Origin of the sequence: Bradyrhizobium sp. AZCC 1610, assembly GCF_036924515.1 — a bacterium.
GTDB lineage: Bacteria > Pseudomonadota > Alphaproteobacteria > Rhizobiales > Xanthobacteraceae > Bradyrhizobium.
Window position 1 is genome coordinate 6,673,299 of the sequence record NZ_JAZHRR010000001.1, and the last position, 20,527, is coordinate 6,693,825.

The 20,527-nt window shown below is 63.5% G+C and carries 18 protein-coding genes; 12 read left to right on the forward strand and 6 right to left on the reverse strand.

Annotated elements, in window-relative coordinates:
• The first annotated feature begins 178 nt into the window (after positions 1-178).
• The 3 genes from V1279_RS32735 (at position 179) to V1279_RS32745 (ending at position 5,371) form a co-directional block, all read left to right on the forward strand.
• Positions 179-1,231 carry an acyltransferase family protein gene (locus V1279_RS32735; protein ID WP_334444570.1) on the forward strand — a complete coding sequence of 351 codons (1,053 nt, stop codon included), beginning with the start codon at positions 179-181 and terminating at the stop codon, positions 1,229-1,231.
• Positions 1,232-1,429: 198 nt separating this feature from the next.
• Complete coding sequence (polA, locus tag V1279_RS32740; protein WP_334444572.1) at positions 1,430-4,516, forward strand: DNA polymerase I; 3,087 nt, start codon at positions 1,430-1,432, stop codon at positions 4,514-4,516.
• Positions 4,517-4,735: 219 nt separating this feature from the next.
• Positions 4,736-5,371, forward strand: coding sequence for a LysE family translocator (locus V1279_RS32745; protein WP_334444574.1), 636 nt, complete (start codon positions 4,736-4,738; stop codon positions 5,369-5,371).
• 115 nt (positions 5,372-5,486) lie between these two features.
• Here the strand turns inward: V1279_RS32745 and V1279_RS32750 are convergent, their stop codons facing one another.
• Positions 5,487-6,113, reverse strand: a complete 627-nt coding sequence (locus tag V1279_RS32750) for a glutathione S-transferase family protein (RefSeq protein ID WP_334444576.1) — start codon at positions 6,111-6,113, stop codon at positions 5,487-5,489.
• 206 nt (positions 6,114-6,319) lie between these two features.
• Between V1279_RS32750 and pyrE the strand changes: the two genes are divergently transcribed.
• Both pyrE and V1279_RS32760 read left to right on the forward strand, forming a co-directional pair.
• Positions 6,320-6,883 (forward strand): orotate phosphoribosyltransferase, encoded by a 564-nt coding sequence (gene pyrE / locus V1279_RS32755; protein WP_334444578.1) that lies wholly within the window; start codon positions 6,320-6,322, stop codon positions 6,881-6,883.
• Positions 6,884-7,159: 276 nt separating this feature from the next.
• Positions 7,160-7,969 (forward strand): DUF2865 domain-containing protein, encoded by an 810-nt coding sequence (locus tag V1279_RS32760; protein WP_334444580.1) that lies wholly within the window; start codon positions 7,160-7,162, stop codon positions 7,967-7,969.
• Positions 7,970-8,068: 99 nt separating this feature from the next.
• On the opposite strand, the gene V1279_RS32765 is transcribed toward V1279_RS32760, so the two are convergent.
• On the reverse strand, positions 8,069-8,500 hold the full coding sequence (locus V1279_RS32765) for a hypothetical protein (protein ID WP_334444582.1): 432 nt from the start codon (positions 8,498-8,500) through the stop codon (positions 8,069-8,071).
• Between the two features lie 170 nt (positions 8,501-8,670).
• Between V1279_RS32765 and V1279_RS32770 the strand changes: the two genes are divergently transcribed.
• Complete coding sequence (locus V1279_RS32770) at positions 8,671-8,901, forward strand: hypothetical protein (RefSeq protein WP_334444584.1); 231 nt, start codon at positions 8,671-8,673, stop codon at positions 8,899-8,901.
• 19 nt (positions 8,902-8,920) lie between these two features.
• On the opposite strand, the gene V1279_RS32775 is transcribed toward V1279_RS32770, so the two are convergent.
• Positions 8,921-9,151 carry a hypothetical protein gene (locus tag V1279_RS32775; RefSeq protein ID WP_334444586.1) on the reverse strand — a complete coding sequence of 77 codons (231 nt, stop codon included), beginning with the start codon at positions 9,149-9,151 and terminating at the stop codon, positions 8,921-8,923.
• A gap of 299 nt (positions 9,152-9,450) precedes the next feature.
• Between V1279_RS32775 and V1279_RS32780 the strand changes: the two genes are divergently transcribed.
• The 3 genes from V1279_RS32780 to rocF all read left to right on the forward strand — a co-directional run bounded on the left by V1279_RS32780 (position 9,451) and on the right by rocF (position 14,037).
• Positions 9,451-11,925, forward strand: a complete 2,475-nt coding sequence (locus tag V1279_RS32780) for a glycogen/starch/alpha-glucan phosphorylase (RefSeq protein WP_334446678.1) — start codon at positions 9,451-9,453, stop codon at positions 11,923-11,925.
• Positions 11,926-12,127: 202 nt separating this feature from the next.
• Positions 12,128-12,946, forward strand: coding sequence for an acyl-CoA thioesterase (locus V1279_RS32785; protein WP_334444587.1), 819 nt, complete (start codon positions 12,128-12,130; stop codon positions 12,944-12,946).
• 119 nt (positions 12,947-13,065) lie between these two features.
• Positions 13,066-14,037 (forward strand): arginase, encoded by a 972-nt coding sequence (rocF, locus tag V1279_RS32790; protein WP_334444589.1) that lies wholly within the window; start codon positions 13,066-13,068, stop codon positions 14,035-14,037.
• A 70-nt stretch (positions 14,038-14,107) separates the two neighbouring features.
• Here the strand turns inward: rocF and V1279_RS32795 are convergent, their stop codons facing one another.
• The 3 genes from V1279_RS32795 to V1279_RS32805 form a co-directional block, all read right to left on the reverse strand.
• Positions 14,108-15,724: a phosphoenolpyruvate carboxykinase gene (locus tag V1279_RS32795; protein WP_334444591.1), complete on the reverse strand. Its 1,617-nt coding sequence runs from the start codon at positions 15,722-15,724 to the stop codon at positions 14,108-14,110.
• A gap of 339 nt (positions 15,725-16,063) precedes the next feature.
• Positions 16,064-16,288 (reverse strand): hypothetical protein, encoded by a 225-nt coding sequence (locus tag V1279_RS32800; RefSeq protein ID WP_334444593.1) that lies wholly within the window; start codon positions 16,286-16,288, stop codon positions 16,064-16,066.
• A 101-nt stretch (positions 16,289-16,389) separates the two neighbouring features.
• Positions 16,390-17,124, reverse strand: a complete 735-nt coding sequence (locus V1279_RS32805; RefSeq protein ID WP_334444595.1) for a HugZ family pyridoxamine 5'-phosphate oxidase — start codon at positions 17,122-17,124, stop codon at positions 16,390-16,392.
• A 218-nt stretch (positions 17,125-17,342) separates the two neighbouring features.
• On the opposite strand from V1279_RS32805, the gene V1279_RS32810 reads away from it, so the two are divergent.
• From V1279_RS32810 to V1279_RS32820, 3 genes are all read left to right on the forward strand, one after another.
• The gene (locus tag V1279_RS32810) at positions 17,343-18,044 is read left to right on the forward strand and encodes a response regulator transcription factor (protein WP_027541437.1); all 702 of its coding nucleotides are present in this window, start codon (positions 17,343-17,345) and stop codon (positions 18,042-18,044) included.
• A 92-nt stretch (positions 18,045-18,136) separates the two neighbouring features.
• A complete protein-coding gene (locus V1279_RS32815) occupies positions 18,137-19,954 on the forward strand; it encodes a sensor histidine kinase (protein ID WP_334444597.1) in 1,818 nt (605 codons plus the stop codon).
• The gene (locus V1279_RS32820) at positions 19,951-20,472 is read left to right on the forward strand and encodes an HPr kinase/phosphorylase (RefSeq protein ID WP_334444599.1); all 522 of its coding nucleotides are present in this window, start codon (positions 19,951-19,953) and stop codon (positions 20,470-20,472) included. Before V1279_RS32815 ends, V1279_RS32820 begins: the two co-directional genes overlap by 4 nt.
• Positions 20,473-20,527: the final 55 nt, after the last annotated feature.

Here is a 20,527-nt window from a genome sequence, read left to right on the forward strand (position 1 = left end):
AAACAATCCGTATTTGATGGTTAACGCTAATCCCGATTTTGCGGGCGTCTTAGAGCATTTTTCAGCAAAGGGGAAACCGGAAAAAGCGCTCGATACCGGCATGTCCTTTGTATGGATAAAGGAGAAAGCAACGGATCGGGCCGAAGATGCGGCCGCGTCGCACCGAAGAGGGACACCGATGACCTTAAACGGCACATCCGCCAGACCTGAGCGCTCCACCCGTATCGACTGGGTGGACTATGCCAAGGGCATCTGCATCGTCATGGTGGTCATGATGCATTCGGTGCTGGGCGTGGAAAAGGCGGCCGGCGAGACCGGTTTCATGCATGCGTTCGTCATGTTCGCCCAGCCGTTCCGGATGCCGGATTTCTTCCTGATTTCAGGCCTTTTTCTCGCCGTCGTGATCGACCGCGACTGGCGCACCTATCTCGACCGCAAAGTCCTGCACTTCGCCTATTTCTATGTGCTGTGGATGACGATCCAGTTTGGCTTCAAGGCGCCGGGCTTCGCTGCCGAAAGCGGCTGGCGTCATATCGGCTTGCTGTATCTGGAATCCTTCATCGAGCCGTTCGGCACGCTGTGGTTCATTTATCTGCTGCCGATTTTCTTCGTCGTCACAAAATTGTCACGCGGCATCCCCTCCATGGCGGTCTGGCTCGTCGCCGCAGCGCTGGAGACCGCGCATGTCGTGACCGGCTGGACGGTGATCGACGAATTCTGCGCGCACTTCGTCTATTTCTATTCCGGCTATCTGTTGGCCTCTTACGTGTTCGCGCTGTCGGATCGTTCACGGGAGAAGCCCGCGCTGGCGCTGGCCGGACTGGCGCTGTGGACGTTCGTCAATAGCGGCCTCGTGATGTCGGGCTTCAGCGATTGGCCGCTGGTCTCGCTGGCGCTCGGCTTCGCCGGGGCCGGCGCCATCATCGTGATGGGCACGCTGCTGGCGCGCATGCACTGGCTCAATTTCCTGCGTTATTGCGGCGAGCATTCCATCGTCATCTATCTCGCGTTCTTCCTGCCGATGGCGGTGACCCGAACGCTGCTGCTGAAGACCGGCCTGATCGCCGATATCGGGACGATCTCCCTGATCGTGACCGTTGCCGGCGTCGCGGGCGCGGTGGTGATCTGGCGGCTGGCGCTGGCGCTGCGCGCCGACTTCCTGTTCGAGCGCCCCGACGCATTCTGGATCGCGCCGAAAAAGGCTGCGCCTGCGTTGCAGCCGGCGGAGTAGGTTGTTGGTCCTGTAGCCCGGATGGAGCGCAGCGCAATCCGGGTTTGAACGCGCTGGCTCGCAGAAGCCCCCGGATTGCGCTGCGCTCCATCCGGGCTACGATTCTTGGCTGGGACGACGGCAATTTGGCTGTGCGGTAGCGACCAAAATCCACCTCCCAAGGCTGTCAATCCGCGCAAAAATCCCTAAATTTCGGCCATGCCGAAATCAGCCCCCAAAGCCGCCGCGAAACCCGCTCCCGCCGCCAAAGCCCCGGCCAAGGCAGAAACCAAGGCGCCCGCCAAACAACCCGCCAAGGGCGACCATGTCTTTCTGGTCGACGGTTCCGGCTACATTTTCCGCGCCTATCACGCGTTGCCGCCGCTGAACCGCAGATCCGACGGGCTGCAGGTCAATGCCGTGCTCGGCTTCTGCAACATGCTGTGGAAGCTGTTGCGCGAGATGCCCGAGGATAACCGGCCGACGCATCTGGCGGTCGTGTTCGACAAGTCGGAAATCACGTTCCGCAACAAGCTCTACCCCGATTACAAGGCGCACCGGGCAGCGGCGCCGGACGATCTGATCCCGCAATTTGCACTGATCCGCGAGGCGGTGCGCGCGTTTGACCTGCCCTGCCTGGAACAGGTCGGCTTCGAGGCCGACGATCTGATCGCGACCTATGTCCGCATCGCCTGCGAGCGCGGGGCTTCTGCCACCATCGTGTCGTCGGACAAGGACCTGATGCAGCTCGTGACCGATTGCGTCACCATGTACGACACCATGAAGGATCGCCGTATCGGTATTCCGGAGGTGATCGAAAAGTTCGGCGTGCCGCCGGAGAAGGTGGTCGAGGTGCAGGCGCTGGCCGGCGACTCCACCGATAATGTTCCCGGCGTGCCCGGCATCGGCGTGAAGACCGCCGCGCAATTGATCATCGAGTATGGCGATCTGGAACAACTGTTGTTCCGCGCCGGCGAGATCAAGCAGCCGAAGCGGCGCGAGGCCCTGATCGAGAACGCCGAGAAGGCGCGGATTTCGCGGCAACTGGTGCTGCTCGACGACAAGGTCGATCTCGAAGTACCGCTCGAGGACCTCGCCGTGCACGAGCCGGATGCACGCAAGCTGATCGCCTTCCTCAAGGCGATGGAATTCTCCACCCTCACCCGCCGCGTCGCCGAATATTCGCAGATCGATCCGGCCGACATCGAGCCGGATGCGGGCAACAAGAGCGGCGCGAGCGTTTTCGCGGTGCCGCCCTCCGGCAAGAAGCCGGAAGGCTATTCCGAGGGAGCGACGCTGTTCGATGCCCCCGGCCCCTCTTCCGCCGCGCCCGCGAGCAAGGGAGCGGTCGCGCCGGGCAAAGGAGCCGACAAGCAGGACAAGGCCGCCAGCCACAAGGGAGCGCCGATCTCGCTCGCCGCGGCGCGCGCCGAAGCCGCGCGAAAACTGCCGGTCGACCGCAGCAAGTACCAGACCATCCGCAACCTGAATGAACTCAAAGCCTGGATCGCACGCGCCTACGATGCCGGCACTTTCGCGATCGACGCCAAGGCGAGCTCCGACAATCCGATGCAAGCCGACATCTGCGGCATCGCGCTGGCGCTGGCACCGAACGATGCCTGCTATGTGCCCCTCACCCACAAGCAATCCGGCGGCGGTGCCGGCCTGTTCGACGCCGGCCTCGCGCCCGACCAGATCAAGGCCACTGAGGCGCTGACGGCGTTGAAGCCATTGCTGGAATCATCAGGCATTCTCAAGATCGGCTTCGACATCAAGTTCAACGCCGTGATGCTGGCGCAGCACGGTGTCACCCTGCGCAATATCGACGACGCGCAATTGATGTCGTATGCGCTCGACGCCGGACGCAACTCGCATGCGCTGGAGTCGCTCGCCGAACGCTGGTTCGGCCATGCCGTCGTCAGCTATAGCGAGCTTATCGGCAACGGCAAGAACAAGCTCACATTCGATCAGGTCGCGATCGACAGGGCGACCGCCTACTCGGCTGAAAGCGCCGACGTAATCCTGCGGCTGCATCGCGTGCTCAAGCCGCGGCTCGCCGCCGAACACATGATGACGGTCTATGAGACGCTGGAGCGGCCGCTGGTCAGCGTGCTGGCGCGGATGGAGCGGCGCGGCATTTCGATCGACCGGCAGGTGCTGGCGCGGCTGTCGGGCGAGTTCGCCCAGACCGCGGCCCGCGTCGAAGCCGAGCTTCAGGAGATCGCGGGCGAGCCGATCAATGTCGGCAGCCCCAAGCAGATCGGAGACATCCTCTTCGGCAAGATGGGCATAACCGGAGGTACCAAGACCAAGACCGGCGCGTGGTCGACCTCGGCGCAGATCCTCGACGAACTCGCCGAACAGGGCCACGAATTTCCGAAGAAGATCCTGGAATGGCGGCAAGTGTCGAAGCTGAAGTCGACCTACACCGACGCACTCCCTCAATATGTCCATCCGCAGACCCACCGCGTCCACACCACCTACGCGCTGGCAGCGACCACCACGGGACGGCTGTCATCGAACGAGCCGAACCTGCAGAACATCCCGGTGCGTACCGAGGACGGCCGAAAAATCCGCCGCGCCTTTATCGCGACGCCCGGCCACAAGCTGGTGTCGGCGGATTATTCGCAGATCGAATTGCGGCTGCTGGCCGAGATTGCCGATATCCCGGTGCTGAAGCAGGCGTTCCGCGACGGGCTCGACATTCACGCCATGACGGCGTCCGAGATGTTCGGCGTGCCGATCAAGGACATGCCGGGCGAGGTGCGCCGCCGCGCGAAAGCGATCAATTTCGGCATCATCTACGGCATCTCGGCGTTCGGGCTTGCGAACCAGCTCGGCATCGCCCGCGAGGAAGCTTCCGCCTACATCAAGAAGTATTTCGAGCGCTTTCCGGGCATCCGCGCCTATATGGACGAGACGCGGGATTTCTGCCGCACCAACGGCTATGTCACGACGCTGTTCGGGCGGAAGATGTACTACCCGGACATCAAGGCCTCCAACGCGTCGGTCCGCTCCTTTAACGAGCGCGCCGCGATCAACGCGCGCCTGCAAGGCACCGCCGCCGACATCATCCGCCGCGCCATGATTCGCATGGAAGATGCGCTGGCGGAAAAGAAACTATCGGCGCAGATGCTGCTGCAGGTGCATGACGAACTGATCTTCGAGGTGCCCGACGACGAGGTAGCGGCGACGTTGCCGGTGGTGCAGCACGTGATGCAGGACGCGCCGTTCCCGGCGGTGGTGCTGTCGCTGCCATTGCAGGTGGATGCGCGGGCGGCGAATAACTGGGACGAGGCGCATTGAATAGATGCGTTCCCCGGATGCAGCGCAGCACGAAGTGATGCGCTGCTGGTCCGGGGTCCACTGGGTCCCGGCTCTGCGTCGCGTCATTTCATGCCGCGCCGCGTCCGGGACACGCGATATCTGCATTGCTCCGAACCATAGTCGCTCCATATCGGTGCAATTGCGCAATGGAATCGCTGTGTGTCGCGCGTTAGAAAGTGGTCATCTCGCGAGTCTCCCATGCCCCATTTTTCCGTCTTGCTCGGTTTCGCGCTGGTCTCGCTCGGCATGGTGCTGACGCCGGGGCCGAACATGATTTACCTGATCTCGCGTTCGATCACGCAAGGGCCTGCGGCGGGGATCGTGTCGCTCGGCGGCGTTGCGCTCGGGTTCGTGTTCTACATGCTGTGCGCGGCGTTCGGCATCACCGCGCTGTTGTTTGCCGTGCCCTACGCCTACGACGCGCTGCGGTTTGCGGGGGCCGCCTACCTGCTGTGGCTGGCCTGGCAGGCGATCAAGCCCAATGGCCGCTCGCCGTTTCAGGTGAAGGAGCTCGCGGTCGACGGCCCGCGCAAATTGTTCGCGATGGGGTTCGTCACCAATCTGCTCAATCCGAAAATCGCGATGCTGTATCTGGCGCTGTTGCCGCAGTTCATCGATCCCACGGTGGGCAGCGTGCTGACGCAGTCGCTGGCGCTGGGTGCGATCCAGATCGTCATCAGCGTCAGCGTCAACGCGATGATTGCGCTCGCCGCCGGATCGATCGCGCGCTTTCTCGGCACACGGCCGGGCTGGCTGTTGCTGCAGCGCTGGCTGATGGGAACAGTGCTGGCGGGGCTTGCGGTAAAGATGGCGTTCGAGGCGAAGCGGGCGTAGCGCTCGCTCGTCATGCGCGGGCTTGACCCGCGCATCCATCGTCTGCGGCAGCAGACGGAAAGAAATTTCTGCGAAGAAGATGGCTTGCCGGGTCAAGCCCGGCAATGACGATGGCTCAATCCAGCTTCGCTTCCATGCCGCGCTTGGTCGCCGGGCGGGCCATCATTGCGTTGTACCAGCGCTCGACATTCGGAAAATCCTTCAGCTCCACTTTGTGGCGCGGGTGGCGCCAGGCCCAGCCGAGGATGGCGAAATCGGCGACCGACAGCGCGTCGGCGACGAACTCTCGGCCTTCCAGGCGACGGTCGAGCACGCCATAGAGCCGGCGGGTCTCGGCCATGAAGCGCTTCAGGCCGTAGGCGCGGTCGGTTTCATTCTCCAGCGCGATGAAATGGTGCACCTGGCCGGGCATCGGTCCAAAGCCGCCCATCTGCCACATTAGCCATTCATAGACCGGGATACGCTCGGCGAGCGGCTTGGGCAGGAACTTGCCGGTCTTCTCGCCGAGATAGAGCAGGATCGCGCCGGACTCGAAAATACCGACCGGCTGGCCGCCGGGGCCGTCGGGATCGACGATCGCGGGAATCTTGTTGTTGGGGCTGAGCTTGAGGAAACCGGGCGCCATCTGCTCGCCCTTGGTGATGTTGACCGGGATCACCTTGTAGGGCAGCCCCATTTCCTCCAGCGCGACCGAGATCTTGCGGCCGTTCGGCGTGTTCCAGGTGTGCAGTTCGATCGTCATTTACGGTTTCCCCAAAGGCAGGCTTTGTCCCTCCCGTTAGCGCGGAACCAAAGCGGCTTACAACCAGCCATTTTCGAATGTCGTCCCTGCATTCGCCGCGGCCACGGCAGGACATTGTGCCCTGTTGACGGCGCGGGATCGGCGCTGGAATGTCCCGGAAAGCGCCGATAGATTGCGGCCGGCTTGAAACCCCCGGGGAAACCGCCTTGTCCAAATCAGCCTCCCGCGCCCGCCTCGCCGAGATCATCCGCAAGCGTTCGTTCGGCCGCGGCGAGATCACGCTGGCCTCGGGCCGCAAGAGCGACTTCTACTTCAACCTCAAGCCGACCATGCTCGACCCCGAGGGCGCGGCGCTCCTGGCCGAACTGACCTATGAGGCGTTGAAGGACGACAATCTCGATTTCGTCGGCGGGCTGGAAATGGGCGCAGTCCCACTGGCGGGCGCAATCGCGCAGCTGTCCTGGCTCAAGGGGCATCCGATCGCAGCGTTCTTCGTGCGCAAGAAGCCGAAGGAGCACGGCGCCCGCCTCGCGGTGGAGGGGCTCGCCAAGGGCGAGACCTTGCAGGGCAAGCGCATCGTCATCGTGGAGGACGTCACCACCACCGGCGGCTCGGCGCTGAAGGCGGTTGAGGCCGTGCGCGATGCCGGCGGCGAGATCGTGCTGGTGCTCACCATGGTCGACCGCGAGGAAGGCGCGACCGAAGTCTTTGCCGAGGCGGGGCTCGAGTTTCGCTCGCTGTACAAGGCCGGCGAATTTTTGAAGGGGTGATTGCTCTCTTCTCCCTCGCCCCGCTCTTGCGGGGAGAGGGTCGGGGTGAGGGGCTCTCTCCGCGAGTCGTGAGAGTAGTGAGACCTGTACCCCGGATCGATGCTTCGCATCGCCGAGGCGATCCGAGCTCTCCCCCGCAAGCGGGGCGAGGTAAGAAGAAGCCCGCATTTCTTTTCCGCCCTCTCGCCCCCAGTAAAAGCTCATTTACCATCCCCCGTTAAGGTTACCCGAACTGAAGCCTTGGCGCTTCAGCGCGTTTGTTGGGTGGAGTTGGCGTTGCGTACAGAGTTGGCTTTTTCGCGCAGGCGGCGCCGCGCGACCTTTGTGGCCGCCGTGACCCTTGCGGGTGCGCTCACGCTGACGCCCGGCAGCGTCTCCGCCGAGGGTCTGTTCGATTTCCTGTTCGGCGGCATCCAGAAACAGCAGACGCGGCAGGCCCCCGCGCAGGCGAACTTCTTCGCCGATCCGTTCGGCATCAATCAACCGTCCCATCCTGCGCCGGCGCCGCGCGTCGCGGGCTCCGGACCTGCCTTCTGCGTGCGAAGCTGCGACGGCAAATATTTTCCGCTGACCATGCGCGGCAACGCCTCGCCGGTTCAGACCTGCCAGGCCTTCTGCCCGGCAAGCGTCACCAAGGTATTTTACGGCAGCAGTATCGACAGCGCGGCCGCGGGCAATGGCGAGCGCTATGCCGACAGCGAAAACGCCTACGCCTATCGCAAGGCGCTGAGCGCCGACTGCACCTGCAACGGCCGAAGCCCGTCCGGGCTGGCGCCGGTCGATCTTGCACTCGACACCTCGCTGCGCTCCGGCGACGTCGTCGCTACCACCGACGGCCTGGTGGCCTATACCGGCGTTCGCTTAGGCGCCGACCAGACGGCGGAATTCACCCCCGTCACCTCCTATCCCGGCCTCACGGCAGATGTCCGCGCCCGGCTCGGCGAAATGAAGGTGGCGCCGGTCAGCGCGGAGATGGTCGCGGCCAGCGCGCCGCTTCCCGAAACAAGACGCGACGTCGAGCTGCCGACCGCCTCCATACCGAAGACCGCCGCGCCGAAGCCGGCGAAGCGGGCGGAAGTAAACTAGGCGATATCGTAGCCCGGATGGAGCGAAGCGAAATCCGGGGCCGGTCTCGCACACTTTCCCGGATTACGCTGCGCTCCATCCGGGCTACAAAGTCACCGCTCACCGCCCGACGATGACGCCGATCACGTTTGGCGCCGACAGATATTTTTCCTCGATCGCCGCACGCGTCGCGGCGCGGTTTTCCGGCGTCAGCAAGCCGCGCTTCTCGGCCAGGATCATCCAGCAATAGCCCCACCAGTCGGTCAGCATGCCCTGATCGTCGACCAGGTCGTAGCCCGCTTGGGCTGCGAAGATTCGCGCCTGCGCTTCATCCAGCGCGTCGAGAAAGGCGTGGTCCTCGACCGAAAACAGCTCGTCGCTGAAATCGTCCGTGGTGTAACCCCACACCGACATGCAGACCGCGTTGAACTCGCGGTCGATCGCGTCATCGTCGACGAGCCGGCGGCGCGAGGCCTGATGCAGGCGCGACAGCGAGCGCGCAAAATCGGCGATACGGGTGAGAGCAAACTGATCGAAGGCGATGGTGGACATGTAGTCCTCGCAAACTCGGATAGACCATAAATGTTGTGTCGGCGACGCGCCGAATCACAATGATATATCAAACACTTGCTAAAGTGTTCTTAATTTGTTCTGGTGGAGCGACAAAATATCTCCCATCAGAGGTTGTTTTTGGTGATTTGCCCCGCAAAGAATCGAGGGCGATGGACGCGACACAGGCTACCCAGCTCCGGACCCTGTTACTGGAGGCGGCCGACGCGATCGATCGCGCGAATGCGATCGTATCCACCCTCGACAGCGAAGACCGAGCCTTGCTTGCCACGCCTCTCGACGAGATATCGTCCGCCTTGCATTTCGAACTGCTGCAAAAGCTCTATCTCCGCTACCCCGGGCTTGCCGAGGAAGGCGAAGATTGGGACGGCACCATGGTGTGAACTGTCAGTGCCAATCGCCTCACATCGCCGACAACAGCTTGTCGCCGCAGTAATTGGCGTAGAACTTTCCGCCGCACTGCCGCTTGATCGCCGCGCAGCGCGCGGCCGGCGAAGCGCCTTGCGGGATGCTGAAGGAACAACTGAGGCCATCCGCGCTTTTGCCAGCCTTGCCTGCGGCAAAGGCTGCGCTGGTCGCGCTGATGCAGACTACCAACAGCGCAGCGGCGGCGATCTCGATCGCTAATCTCATGATAGGCCTCCCGCTTGTTCGAGAACGTCTCCTTCACGCGTACCGGCATCCACCAGCCAAGTTCCGGCATCCCACAGCTTTGCATGAAATTATAGCACGAAAAGCGGTCGTGCCGTGCCGCGAAATCGGCCCGGTCCTTGCATAAAATCATACCAATGCGGTGAACACATACTTCCGGCTGGTTTCGATCGGGGGGCAAGGCGCGTATCTTCGCTTGAGTCTCAACTGCTAGGACTGACGTGTTGCAGGAACAAATCCCAGGAAACTCTCCGGCCAACTATCCGGCGCTGGACCAGCCGATGGACGAGCTGGCGCTGACCGAAATCAAGGGCGCAATCCTCGCCAAGCTCCGGCTTGCGATCGGCAAGGACGCCGGCATGGCGACACGGCGCGACTGGTACAAGGCCGCAGCGCTGGCGCTGCGCGACCGCATCGTGCACCGCTGGCTGACGGCAGAAAAGGAGAGCTACGACGCCGGCAGCAAGCGGGTCTATTACCTCTCGCTCGAATTCCTGATCGGCCGTCTGTTCACCGACGCGCTGAACAATATGGGCCTGCTGCCGGTGTTCGAGGCGGCGCTCGGCGATCTCGGCGTCGGGCTTGACGACCTGCGCAAATGCGAGCCGGACGCGGCGCTCGGCAATGGCGGCCTCGGGCGGCTCGCGGCGTGCTTCATGGAGAGCATGGCGACGCTGGCCATTCCCGCCATTGGCTACGGCATCCGCTACGATTTCGGTCTGTTCCGCCAGATCATCGCGCAGGGCTGGCAGCACGAATACCCGGACGAATGGCTGAGTTTTGGCAACCCCTGGGAGTTCCAGCGGGCCGAGGTGGTCTACCACATCCATTTCGGCGGCTTTGTCGACCACGTCGACGACCGCGGCCGCGACCGCGCCACCTGGCGTCCGGGAGAAACCGTGCAGGCTGTCGCCTACGACACCCCGATCGTGGGCTGGCGCGGCCAGCACGTCAACGCGCTGCGGCTATGGTCGGCGCGCGCGCCCGACCCGCTGCGGCTCGACGTCTTCAACACCGGCGATTATCTCGGCGCCGTCGCTGAAGAAGCGCGCGCGGAATCGATCTGCAAATTCCTCTATCCGAACGACGAGAGCTCCGCGGGGCGCGAACTCCGGTTGCGGCAGGAATATTTCTTCGTCTCGGCTTCCCTGCAGGATCTGGTCAAGCGGCACCTCGCTTCCGACGGGCAGTTGCGCAACCTCCCCTCCAAGGTCGCGGTCCAGCTCAATGACACCCATCCGAGCCTCGCCGTCACCGAGCTGATGCGCATCCTGGTCGACCTGCACAATTTCCGCTGGGACGAGGCCTGGAAGATCACGGTGGCGACGCTGTCCTACACCAATCACACGCTGCTGCCGGAGGCGCTGGAGACCTGGCCGGTCGAACTGTTCGAGCGGCTATTGCCGCGGCATCTCGAAATCATCTACCGCATCAATACCGCGCATCTGGCGCTGGCAGATCAGCGTTGCCCTGGCGATATCGACTACCGCGCCTCGGTGTCGCTGATCGACGAGAAGTCCGGACGGCGGGTGCGGATGGGGCAGCTCGCTTTCGTCGGCTCGCACCGCATCAACGGCGTCTCGGCAATGCATTCGGACCTGATGAAGGAGACCGTGTTCCACGATCTCAACCATCTCTATCCCGGCCGCATCACCAACAAGACCAACGGCATCACCTTCCGCCGCTGGCTGATGCTGGCCAACCCGAAGCTGACCGGCCTCATGCGCGAGGTCTGCGGCGACGCCGTGCTCGACGACTTCTCGCTGTTCGAGCGCCTCGAGGCCCGCGCCAGTGACAACGCATTCCAGCAGCGTTTTCGCGACGTCAAGCATCAGAACAAGGTGGCGCTGGCGCGGCTTATCAACGAGCGGCTCGGCATCAAGATCGATCCGTCGGCGCTGTTCGACATCCAGATCAAGCGCATCCACGAATACAAGCGGCAATTGCTCAACGTCGTCGAGACCGTCGCGCTGTATCAGGCGATCAAGGACGAGCCGCAGCGTGACTGGGTGCCGCGGGTGAAGATCTTCGCCGGCAAGGCGGCGGCGAGCTATCGCTACGCCAAGCTGATCATCAAGCTGATCAACGACGTCGCCGAGGTCGTCAACAACGACCCCGACGTCTCGGGGCGGCTGAAGGTCGTCTTCCTCGCCGACTACAATGTCAGCCTTGCCGAGGTTATCATTCCAGCCGCCGATCTCTCCGAGCAGATTTCGACCGCCGGCATGGAGGCCTCCGGTACCGGCAACATGAAGCTGGCGCTCAACGGCGCGCTCACCATCGGCACGCTTGACGGCGCCAATATCGAAATCCGCGATCATGTCGGCGCGGAGAACATCGCGATCTTCGGCATGGAGGCCGGCGACGTCATGGTCCGCCGCAAGCAGGGCCTGGACGCCACGGATGTGATCAGCCGCTCGCCGCGGCTGGCGCGGGCCATTACCGCAATCGAGAGCGGCGCGTTCTCGCCCGACGATCCTGCCCGCTTTGCCTCGATGGGTCACGCGCTGCGCTATCTCGACCACTACATGGTCTCGGCCGATTTCGATTCCTACTACGCGGCCCAGCGCGGCATCGACGCCCGCTGGCAGGTGGTGCCGGCCTGGACCCGTGCCTCGATCCTCAACGTGGCGCGGATGCCCTGGTTCTCCTCCGACCGCACCATCCGGGAGTATGCCGAGGATATCTGGCACGTGCCGGTGCGCGCGGCCGCGCCGGTGCCGGAGACAAGCGCCCAGCGCGGGGCGACGCGGTAAATCCCGGGACGCGGGAAGCCATTACCTCAGTCGTCATTGAATTCGGCAAAAGAGTCGCGATACTCCATCTACCGTCATTGCGAGGAGCGTAGCGACGAAGCAATCCATCCCTCCGCTTGCGGCGCCATGGATTGCTTCGCTCCGCTCGCAATGACGGCACTTGCGCCAACCCTGTCCCGCCTCTCAAGACCGAAGAGTATTCATGCTGACCAAAGCCCCTCACCTGTTCGACGACGCCACGCGGGTCACCGCCGGCGATAGCTGCTGGCAGGGCAGGACCAGCCCGGACTACTGGGCCTTTGTCGGCCCGTTTGGCGGCTGCACGGCCGCGACCATCCTGCGCGCGCTGATCGACCATCCGCAGCGGGCGGGCGATCCGCTGTCGCTGACCGTGAATTTCTGCGCGCCGATCGCCGAAGGCGGCTTCGATCTCGACGTTCGCCTGGTCAAGGCCAACCGCTCGAGCCAGCATTGGTGCGTGGAGATGACGCAGGGCGGCGGCGACGTCGCGACGCTGGCGACCGCGGTATTCGCCGAGCGCCGCCCATCCTGGTCGCACCAGCAGGCGGCTTTTCCCGGCGCTGCGCCATTTGAACAGGCGCGCGCGTTTCCGAACACGCCGATGACCTGGACACACCAGCATGATTTCCGCTTCGTCGAGGGCGAGCCGAGTTTCTACGGCTCGCCGGCGTCCTCGCCGCTCGACGCGTACTCCAAGCAGTGGATCGGCGATCACGTGCCGCGAAAGATCGACATGCTGTCGCTGATGTCGATGTCGGACGCGTTCTTCGGCCGGGTGTTTCTGGTGCGCCGGGAATTGATCCCATTCGGCACGGTCTCGCTAACGACCTACTTCCACACGTCATCGGATGAACTGGCGGCCGAGGACATCACGCGGGTGTTGGCCGTGGCTGATGCCAAGATCTTCCACAGGAGCTATGGCGACCAGAACGGCGAATTGTGGTCGCCGTCGGGGCGCCTGCTCGCAACCACAACGCAAATCGCGTATTTCAAAGCGTAGCGGCGTAGGGTGGGCAAAGGGCGCGTTTGCGCCGTGCCCACCATCTATCCGGCTGGTGATCTTTATCGGTGGGCACGCTACGCTTTGCCCACCTTACAATTCTTCGGAGGCCCCGCCTCATGTCCGAACGCGCCAGCCGACCAAAGATCGCCCTGCTCGGCGTCCCCATCGAGATCGGGGCCTCACAACTCGGAACCTTGATGGGGCCGGATGCACTGCGCACGGCGGGCATCGGCCGCATCCTCGATCAGCTCGGCTTTGCCGTCGAGGACCACGGCAACATGGCCAAACCTGACGTTACTCCCGATGAGGGCGCGCCGCCGGCGAATGCCAAATATTACGACACGATCAAGGGCTGGATCCGCGCGCTCAGCGAGCGTTCCTATTCACTGGCGCGCTCCGGCGCCGTTCCGATCTTCATGGGCGGCGATCACTCGCTGTCGATGGGATCGGTGAACGGCGTCGCGCGCCACTGGCACGAGCAGGGCCGGCCACTGTTCGTCATGTGGCTCGATGCCCATGCCGACTACAACACGCCGCAGACCACGGAAACCGGCAACATGCATGGCATGTCGGCGGCCTTTTTGTGCGGCGAGAGCGGCCTCGACGGGCTGCTCGGCAACCATCCCCGCGCCTCGATCGGTCCCGACAGGCTCGACCTGTTCGGCATCCGCTCGATCGACCCGCTGGAGAAGAAGCTGGTGTTCGAGCGCCGCGTCGCGATCGCCGACATGCGCGCGATCGACGAATTCGGCGTCGGCGTGCTGATCCGCAAGGTCATCGAGCGCGTGCGGGCGCAGAACGGCGTTCTGCACTTGAGCTTCGACGTCGATTTTCTCGATCCTGCCGTCGCGCCGGGCGTCGGCACCACGGTGCCGGGCGGCGCGACCTATCGCGAAGCACATCTCATCATGGAGCTGCTGCACGATTCGGATCTGGTGCGCTCGGTCGATATCGTCGAGCTCAACCCGTTTCTCGACGAACGCGGCCGCACCGCGCGTGTTGCCGTCGAACTGATCGGCAGCCTGTTTGGACTGCAGATCACTGATCGCCGCACGCCGAGCAACGCGGTGCTTCCGGGTAACGGCTGACGGCGTATCCACAACAAAAGGGCGGCTCATGGAGCCGCCCTTTTCAAATGTGTTCGTTATCGTTTGCCGGTTACTCCGCCGCGAGCTTCAGGTCCGGCGCGGCGGCGCGGACTTCGGCGTCGACCTGGGCTTCGAACTTGGCGAAGTTCTTCTGGAACATGCCGACCAGGCTACGGGCGGTCTTGTCGAACTCGGCCTTGTCCTTCCAGGTATTGACGGGATTGAGAATCTCGCTCGGCACGCCCGGCAGCGCGGTCGGCACCGCAAATCCGAAATATTTGTCGGTGCGGAATTCGACGTTGCGCAGGCTGCCGTCGAGCGCGGCGGTCAGCAGCGCGCGCGTCACCTTGATCGGCATCCGGCTGCCGGTGCCGTATTTGCCGCTGGTCCAGCCGGTGTTGACCAGCCAGCAATCGACATTGTGCTTCGCAATCAGCTCACGCAGCATGTTGCCGTAGACGGAAGGATCGAGCGGCAGGAACGGCGAGCCGAAGCAGGTGGAGAATTCCGGCTGCGGCTCGTTGCCGAGACCGCGCTCGGTGCCGGCGACCTTGGCGGTGTAGCCGGACAGGAAGTGATACATCGCCTGCGCCGGCGAAAGCTTTGCAATCGGCGGCAGCACGCCGAAGGCATCGGCCGCCAGCATCACGACGTTCTTCGGCTGGCCGGCGCGGCCGGTGCGTGAAGCGTTCGGGATGAAGTCGAGCGGATAGGCCGAACGGGTGTTCTCGGTCTTCGACCCGTCGTCGAAGTCGACCACGCGGGTCCGCTCGTCCATCACGACGTTCTCAAGCACGGCGCCGAAGCGGCTGCTGGCCGCGAAGATCTGCGGCTCGGCTTCCTTCGACAGCTTGATGCATTTGGCGTAGCAGCCGCCCTCGAAATTGAAGACGCCGTCATTGCCCCAGCCGTGCTCGTCGTCGCCGATCAGGGTACGGTTCGGATCGGCCGACAGCGTGGTCTTGCCGGTGCCGGACAGGCCGAAGAAGATCGCGGTGTCGCCCTTGGGGCCGACATTGGCCGAGCAGTGCATCGGCATTACGCCCTTCGCGGGCAGATAATAGTTCAGCGTGGTGAAGACCGACTTCTTCATCTCGCCGGCATAATAAGACCCGCCTATCAGGACGATCTTGCGGGCGAAATCGATCGCGACGACGTTCTCCGAGCGCACACCATGCCGTTTGGGATCGGCGCGGAAGCTCGGCAGGTCGATGATGGTGAGTTCGGGCACGAAATCCTTCAGCGCGGACGCCTCGGGACGGATCAGCAACGTGCGGATGAACAGCGAGTGCCAGGCGAGCTCGGTGAAGACGCGCGTCTTGATCTGGAAGCTCGGATCCGCGCCGCCGTAGAGGTCCTGCGCAAACAGCGTCATGCCTTCGGCATGCTTGAGGAAGTCGGCATGGAGCGCGGAGAACTGGTCCGCGGTGATCGACTGGTTGCCGGCCCACCACATGTTCTTGTCGGTGGTCGCATCGCGAACCGTGAACTTGTCCTTGGGGCTGCGGCCGGTGAACTCACCGGTGTCCGCACACAACGCGCCATCCGCCGACAATACAGCTTCACCCGCGGAGAGCGAATATTGATAGAGCTGCGGCGCACCGAGATTCCAGTGCACCGATTTGAGATTCTTTAAGCCGAATTTGTCGGCGCCGAAGGCACCGTTGCGTAGACCCGTCTCTTGCACGAAGAAATCCTCCTCGAACCCGCGTTACTCGAATCGCGCGCCTGTCGCTTGACGCGCTCTGTCGCGGTGACCCCTGAATATAGCCTTCCGGCCTCGGTCCGGCGACCTAATACTGATGAACGCTGGGCTTGCCAAGCCGATCCACGCGATTTGGTTTATTCCAGCGAGGGCGGTTGATATGCATCAATCGCTTGCTGCGGCGCTTTTCGTTGTTTTGCCGTCGTGGTTGCGCGACCATCCGTCACTGCCGACCGAAGATTGCTGCGACGCACAACAAAAAAATTCAGCGCGCGGCGTCCTGTCCGTTTGGCGCAGATACCGCCCAATCGGCGTCGAGCTTCAGTTGCACAACGTCGCTCGCGGTGAGCAGGCCGCTTCGGAATGCTCAGCACCAGCATCACCGGCGACGAGACCGTGGGTGGCGAAATAGACAATGCCGCACTCGGCGAGCGGCGTGCGCTTGAGCGTGGTTTCGCCGGCGTCCTCGCCGCGGTGAATATCGGCAGCCGCGACGCCGAGGTTTTTGGCGACTGCGTCGAACTCGTCGGCGGCGTCGGATTTCATGCGGGCCTTCGCTGGTCACCGTTGCGCGGACATGGGTTAGGTCGCGGAAACTTCCGCACCCGTTAAAATCCGCAATCGATGACAGCAAACATTAACCCTTGTTAGCCCTTGGCCCGCGCCTCACCCGCCAGCCGAACCAGCATCTTGCGCAATGCCATGGCGCTGGCGACCCGTTCCGGGAAATCAAGCCGCAGCGTCGCGCTGCCGGCCTGCAAGTCCATGCCATCAGGATCGCAGCCGGTGCAGCGCCAAACGGCAGGCTCTGCCCCCAGCAGTTTGGTCGCATAGAGGTTCATCGCCTCGCGGTGATCCTCGTTCATATGCTCGACGGCACCCTGCTCGGCTTCCAGCAAATCGGCGGCATCGCCGATCTCGGTCAGAAACTGCTCTGGCTTGAGGTCGATGATGCGGCCAAAACCGGCGACCAGGTGCAGGCCTGACGGGGCAATCTGAAAGAACGAAAAGTCCTTGAAATCCACAAAGGTTTCCGCGGATGGATGGGCGTTGAGGTAGCGCCGCCGCAGGATTTTCGCAGCCTCCCCTGTGGCCTCCTCGGCCCGGCCCGCCAGCATGATTCGCGCGCCCTCCAGGGGATCGCCGGCGGCGCGCTCGTCCAGCATCAGCGATACGCGGCTGTCGCCGAAAATATTTTTCGTATGCAGCGCGAGCCGCGAAATCAGCAGAATCGGGGACGCGTCGGCGTGGCTTGCGACGTTAACCAACGAGCAATAGGGATCGCCGCTTTCGGGCATAAGGGTGGCGAGCGCGCCCTGCCGGCTGCGCCGCAAGAGCGAACGGGCGAGTTTGGAAGCATCAAAATCTGAGGTCGGCTGCATGGTTCCCTTCCGGGCATCTTGTTGCAAAAAGGGGGCTTTTCTCCCCCAGACAGGGTGCTATATGGGGACGGCGTATCCCCGCAGGAGCGTTTTGCGGAACTCGGTCACACTTCAGCCCAGCTTGCATTGCTCGTTGACTGTGTACACGAAGCCCATTTATGCGGCGTCTGGCTGATTTGCCCGCCGTTTAAGCCACTCTCTTATTCGAAAGCAGGCTCATGCCCACAATCGCCCTGGTCGATGATGACCGCAACATTCTCACTTCCGTGTCGATCGCGCTCGAAGCCGAAGGCTATCGCATCATGACCTACACGGATGGTGCTTCGGCGCTCGACGGCTTCCGCACTTCGCCGCCGGACCTCGCGATCCTCGACATCAAGATGCCGCGCATGGACGGCATGGAAACGCTACGCCGGCTGCGGCAGAAGTCCGATCTGCCGGTGATCTTCCTGACCTCCAAGGATGAAGAGATCGACGAATTGTTCGGTCTCAAGATGGGCGCGGACGATTTCATCCGCAAGCCGTTCTCGCAGCGCCTTCTGGTCGAGCGCGTCAAGGCCGTGCTCCGCCGCGGCCAGCCCAAGGATCCAACCGCCGTGCCGAAGGAGCCGGATGCGCGCGCGCTCGACCGCGGCCTGCTGCGGATGGATCCAGAACGTCATACCTGCACCTGGAAGAACGAGCCGGTGACGCTGACGGTGACGGAATTCCTGATCCTGCAGGCGCTGGCGACGCGGCCCGGTGTGGTGAAAAGCCGCAACGCGCTGATGGACGCGGCCTATGACGATCAGGTCTATGTCGACGATCGCACCATCGACAGCCACATCAAGCGCCTGCGCAAGAAGTTCAAGGTGGTGGACGACGATTTTGAAATGATCGAGACGCTGTATGGCGTCGGCTATCGCTTCAAGGAAGCCTGATCTGCGTTTTCCGGGCGGATGTGCCGACTGACACATCCGCCCGCTCAGCGTAGAATTACAGAGCGGCGCATCACAACCGGCAGTCTCAGCCATTGCTAGATCGAACGCAGCCCGATCCCAGCCTGAACCACGAGGAAGCCCCCGAGCTCCGCGATCGGGATCGCATTGTCGACGATAATGCGGGCGAGAAGGGCTGGCGGCGGCCGCTCGGCTGGTTGCGCCGGGCTGGGCAATTCTTCTTCGCGCTCTCTTTCTCCAGCCTCACGCGCCGGATCGTTTCGCTCAATCTGGCGGGCCTCGTCGCGCTGGTGGCGAGCATTCTCTATCTCTCGCAGTTCCGCGCCGGCCTGATCGACGCGCGCGCGCAGAGCCTTCTGGTGCAGGCCGAAATCATCGCCGGCGCGATTGCCGCCTCCGCCACCGTCGAAACCAACACCATCACCATCGATCCGGACCGCCTGCTCGACCTCAAGCCCGGCGAAAGCTACGGCGCGCCGGATGAATCCTCAGGTCTCGATTTTCCGATCAATCCGGAGCGCGTCGCGCCGGTGCTGCGGCGGCTGATCTCGCCGACCAAGACTCGCGCGCGCATCTATGGCGGCGACGGCGGCATGATCCTCGACAGCCGCAGCCTCTATGGCCGCGGCGACGTGTTGCGTTTCGAACTGCCGCCGCCGTCGACGGAGAAACCGGGTTTCGTCGAGCGCGCCACGATCTCGATCCGCACCTGGCTCAATCGCGGCGACCTCCCGCTCTATCGCGAGCTGGGTCCGGAAAACGGCAAGGGCTACCAGGAAATCGTGCAGGCGCTCGACGGCGTCAAGAGCAGCATGGTGCGGGTCAACGACCGCGGCGAGGTGATCGTCTCGGTCGCAGTGCCGGTGCAGCGGTTCCGCGCCGTGCACGGCGCGCTGATGCTCTCGACGCAGGGCGACGACATCGACCAGATGGTCACCGCCGAGCGGCTGGCGATCCTGAAGGTTGGCGGCGTCGCCTCCGCGGTCATGATCGTGCTGTCGCTACTGCTGGCGAGCACGATCGCGGGTCCGGTGCGGCGACTGGCCGACGGCGCCGAGCGCGTCCGCCGGCGCATCCAGACCCGCGTCGAGATTCCCGATTTCACCCGCCGCCGCGACGAGATCGGCCATCTGTCCGGCGCGCTGCGCGACATGACGAATGCGCTCTATAGCCGCATCGAGGCGATCGAGATGTTCGCCGCCGACGTCGCCCATGAATTGAAGAACCCGCTGACCTCGCTGCGGTCGGCGGTGGAGACGCTGCCGCTGGCGCGCAACGAAACCAGCCGTGCGCGCCTGCTCGAGGTGATCGAGCACGATGTCAGGCGGCTCGACCGGCTGATCTCGGATATTTCCGACGCCAGCCGTCTCGATGCCGAATTGCAGCGCCAGGACATGGCGCCGGTCGACCTGCGCCGGCTCTTGACGACGCTCACGTCGGTCGCCAACGAAACCCGGCTCGGCCACGACGTCGCGGTCGAGGCGCGCTTCGAGGGCCGCGGAGCCACCGACACGTTCTCGGTACCGGGCCATGATTCCCGGCTCGGGCAGGTGATCTCCAACCTGCTGTCCAACGCGCAATCCTTCTCCAATCCCGGCGGGAAGGTGCGCGTCACCTGCCGCCGCGTGCGCTCGGAAATCGAAATCGTCGTCGATGACGACGGGCCGGGCATCGGCGAGGATGCGCTGGAGCGCATCTTCGAGCGCTTCTACACCGACCGGCCGCATCAGGGCTTTGGCCAGAACTCGGGCCTGGGACTTTCGATCTCCAAGCAGATCATCGAAGCGCATAACGGGCGGGTCTGGGCGGAAAATCGCCACGGCCCGGCCGACGCCGACGGCAAGCCGACGGTGGTCGGCGCACGGTTCGTGGTCAGGCTGCCCACACCATGACGCCGGTTGCGAGCGTGCACGCCTCCGCTGTGCTGGTGGGCAATCGCGCCGTGCTGATCCGCGGGCCGTCAGGCGCCGGCAAGTCGCGGCTGGCCTTCGACCTGATTCTCGCCGGACGCGGCGGACAGCTTCCGCCGGCCGTTCTGGTTGGCGATGACCGTGTCCATCTCGACACAGTCGCCGGAGAATTGTGGGTCCGGCCGGCGCCGGAACTGGCCGGCCTGATCGAGGTCCGGGGCCTCGGCATTCGCCATTGTGACTTTGTTGGGGCGGCGGTGATCGGCCTGATCGCCGACCTCGCAGCCAGCGACGCGGAGCGGCTGCCGCCGCCCGAAGCGCTCTCCATCAGCCTAAACGGTGTTTTATTACCGCGAATCCCCGTCGGAACAGGCTATGACCCCCTCCCGTTGATTGCAGCTGCCCTGACAACAACCGCAAGTTCAGGTTCCCTCCAACCTTTGGATGATTGTTCGAAGGGGATTGGTAACCATATAAGCCCCAATATCGCCACCGAATAAACCGGCACAGGCCCCACTGTTTACCGCCAAATACCGGAACTATAGCCAAGATGCC

Excerpts from the sequence above, each read along its gene's own strand:
- rocF (WP_334444589.1), top strand. The coding sequence starts at position 13,066 with ATGTCCGAACGCGCCAGCCGACCAAAGATCGCCCTGCTCGGCGTCCCC.
- V1279_RS32785 (WP_334444587.1), top strand. The coding sequence starts at position 12,128 with ATGCTGACCAAAGCCCCTCACCTGTTCGACGACGCCACGCGGGTCACC.
- V1279_RS32780 (WP_334446678.1), top strand. The coding sequence starts at position 9,451 with ATGGACGAGCTGGCGCTGACCGAAATCAAGGGCGCAATCCTCGCCAAG.
- V1279_RS32805 (WP_334444595.1), bottom strand. The coding sequence starts at position 17,124 with ATGCAGCCGACCTCAGATTTTGATGCTTCCAAACTCGCCCGTTCGCTC.
- V1279_RS32735 (WP_334444570.1), top strand. The coding sequence starts at position 179 with ATGACCTTAAACGGCACATCCGCCAGACCTGAGCGCTCCACCCGTATC.
- V1279_RS32775 (WP_334444586.1), bottom strand. The coding sequence starts at position 9,151 with ATGAGATTAGCGATCGAGATCGCCGCCGCTGCGCTGTTGGTAGTCTGC.
- polA (WP_334444572.1), top strand. The coding sequence starts at position 1,430 with ATGCCGAAATCAGCCCCCAAAGCCGCCGCGAAACCCGCTCCCGCCGCC.
- V1279_RS32770 (WP_334444584.1), top strand. The coding sequence starts at position 8,671 with ATGGACGCGACACAGGCTACCCAGCTCCGGACCCTGTTACTGGAGGCG.
- V1279_RS32810 (WP_027541437.1), top strand. The coding sequence starts at position 17,343 with ATGCCCACAATCGCCCTGGTCGATGATGACCGCAACATTCTCACTTCC.
- V1279_RS32745 (WP_334444574.1), top strand. The coding sequence starts at position 4,736 with ATGCCCCATTTTTCCGTCTTGCTCGGTTTCGCGCTGGTCTCGCTCGGC.
- V1279_RS32800 (WP_334444593.1), bottom strand. The coding sequence starts at position 16,288 with ATGAAATCCGACGCCGCCGACGAGTTCGACGCAGTCGCCAAAAACCTC.
- V1279_RS32820 (WP_334444599.1), top strand. The coding sequence starts at position 19,951 with ATGACGCCGGTTGCGAGCGTGCACGCCTCCGCTGTGCTGGTGGGCAAT.
- V1279_RS32750 (WP_334444576.1), bottom strand. The coding sequence starts at position 6,113 with ATGACGATCGAACTGCACACCTGGAACACGCCGAACGGCCGCAAGATC.
- V1279_RS32765 (WP_334444582.1), bottom strand. The coding sequence starts at position 8,500 with ATGTCCACCATCGCCTTCGATCAGTTTGCTCTCACCCGTATCGCCGAT.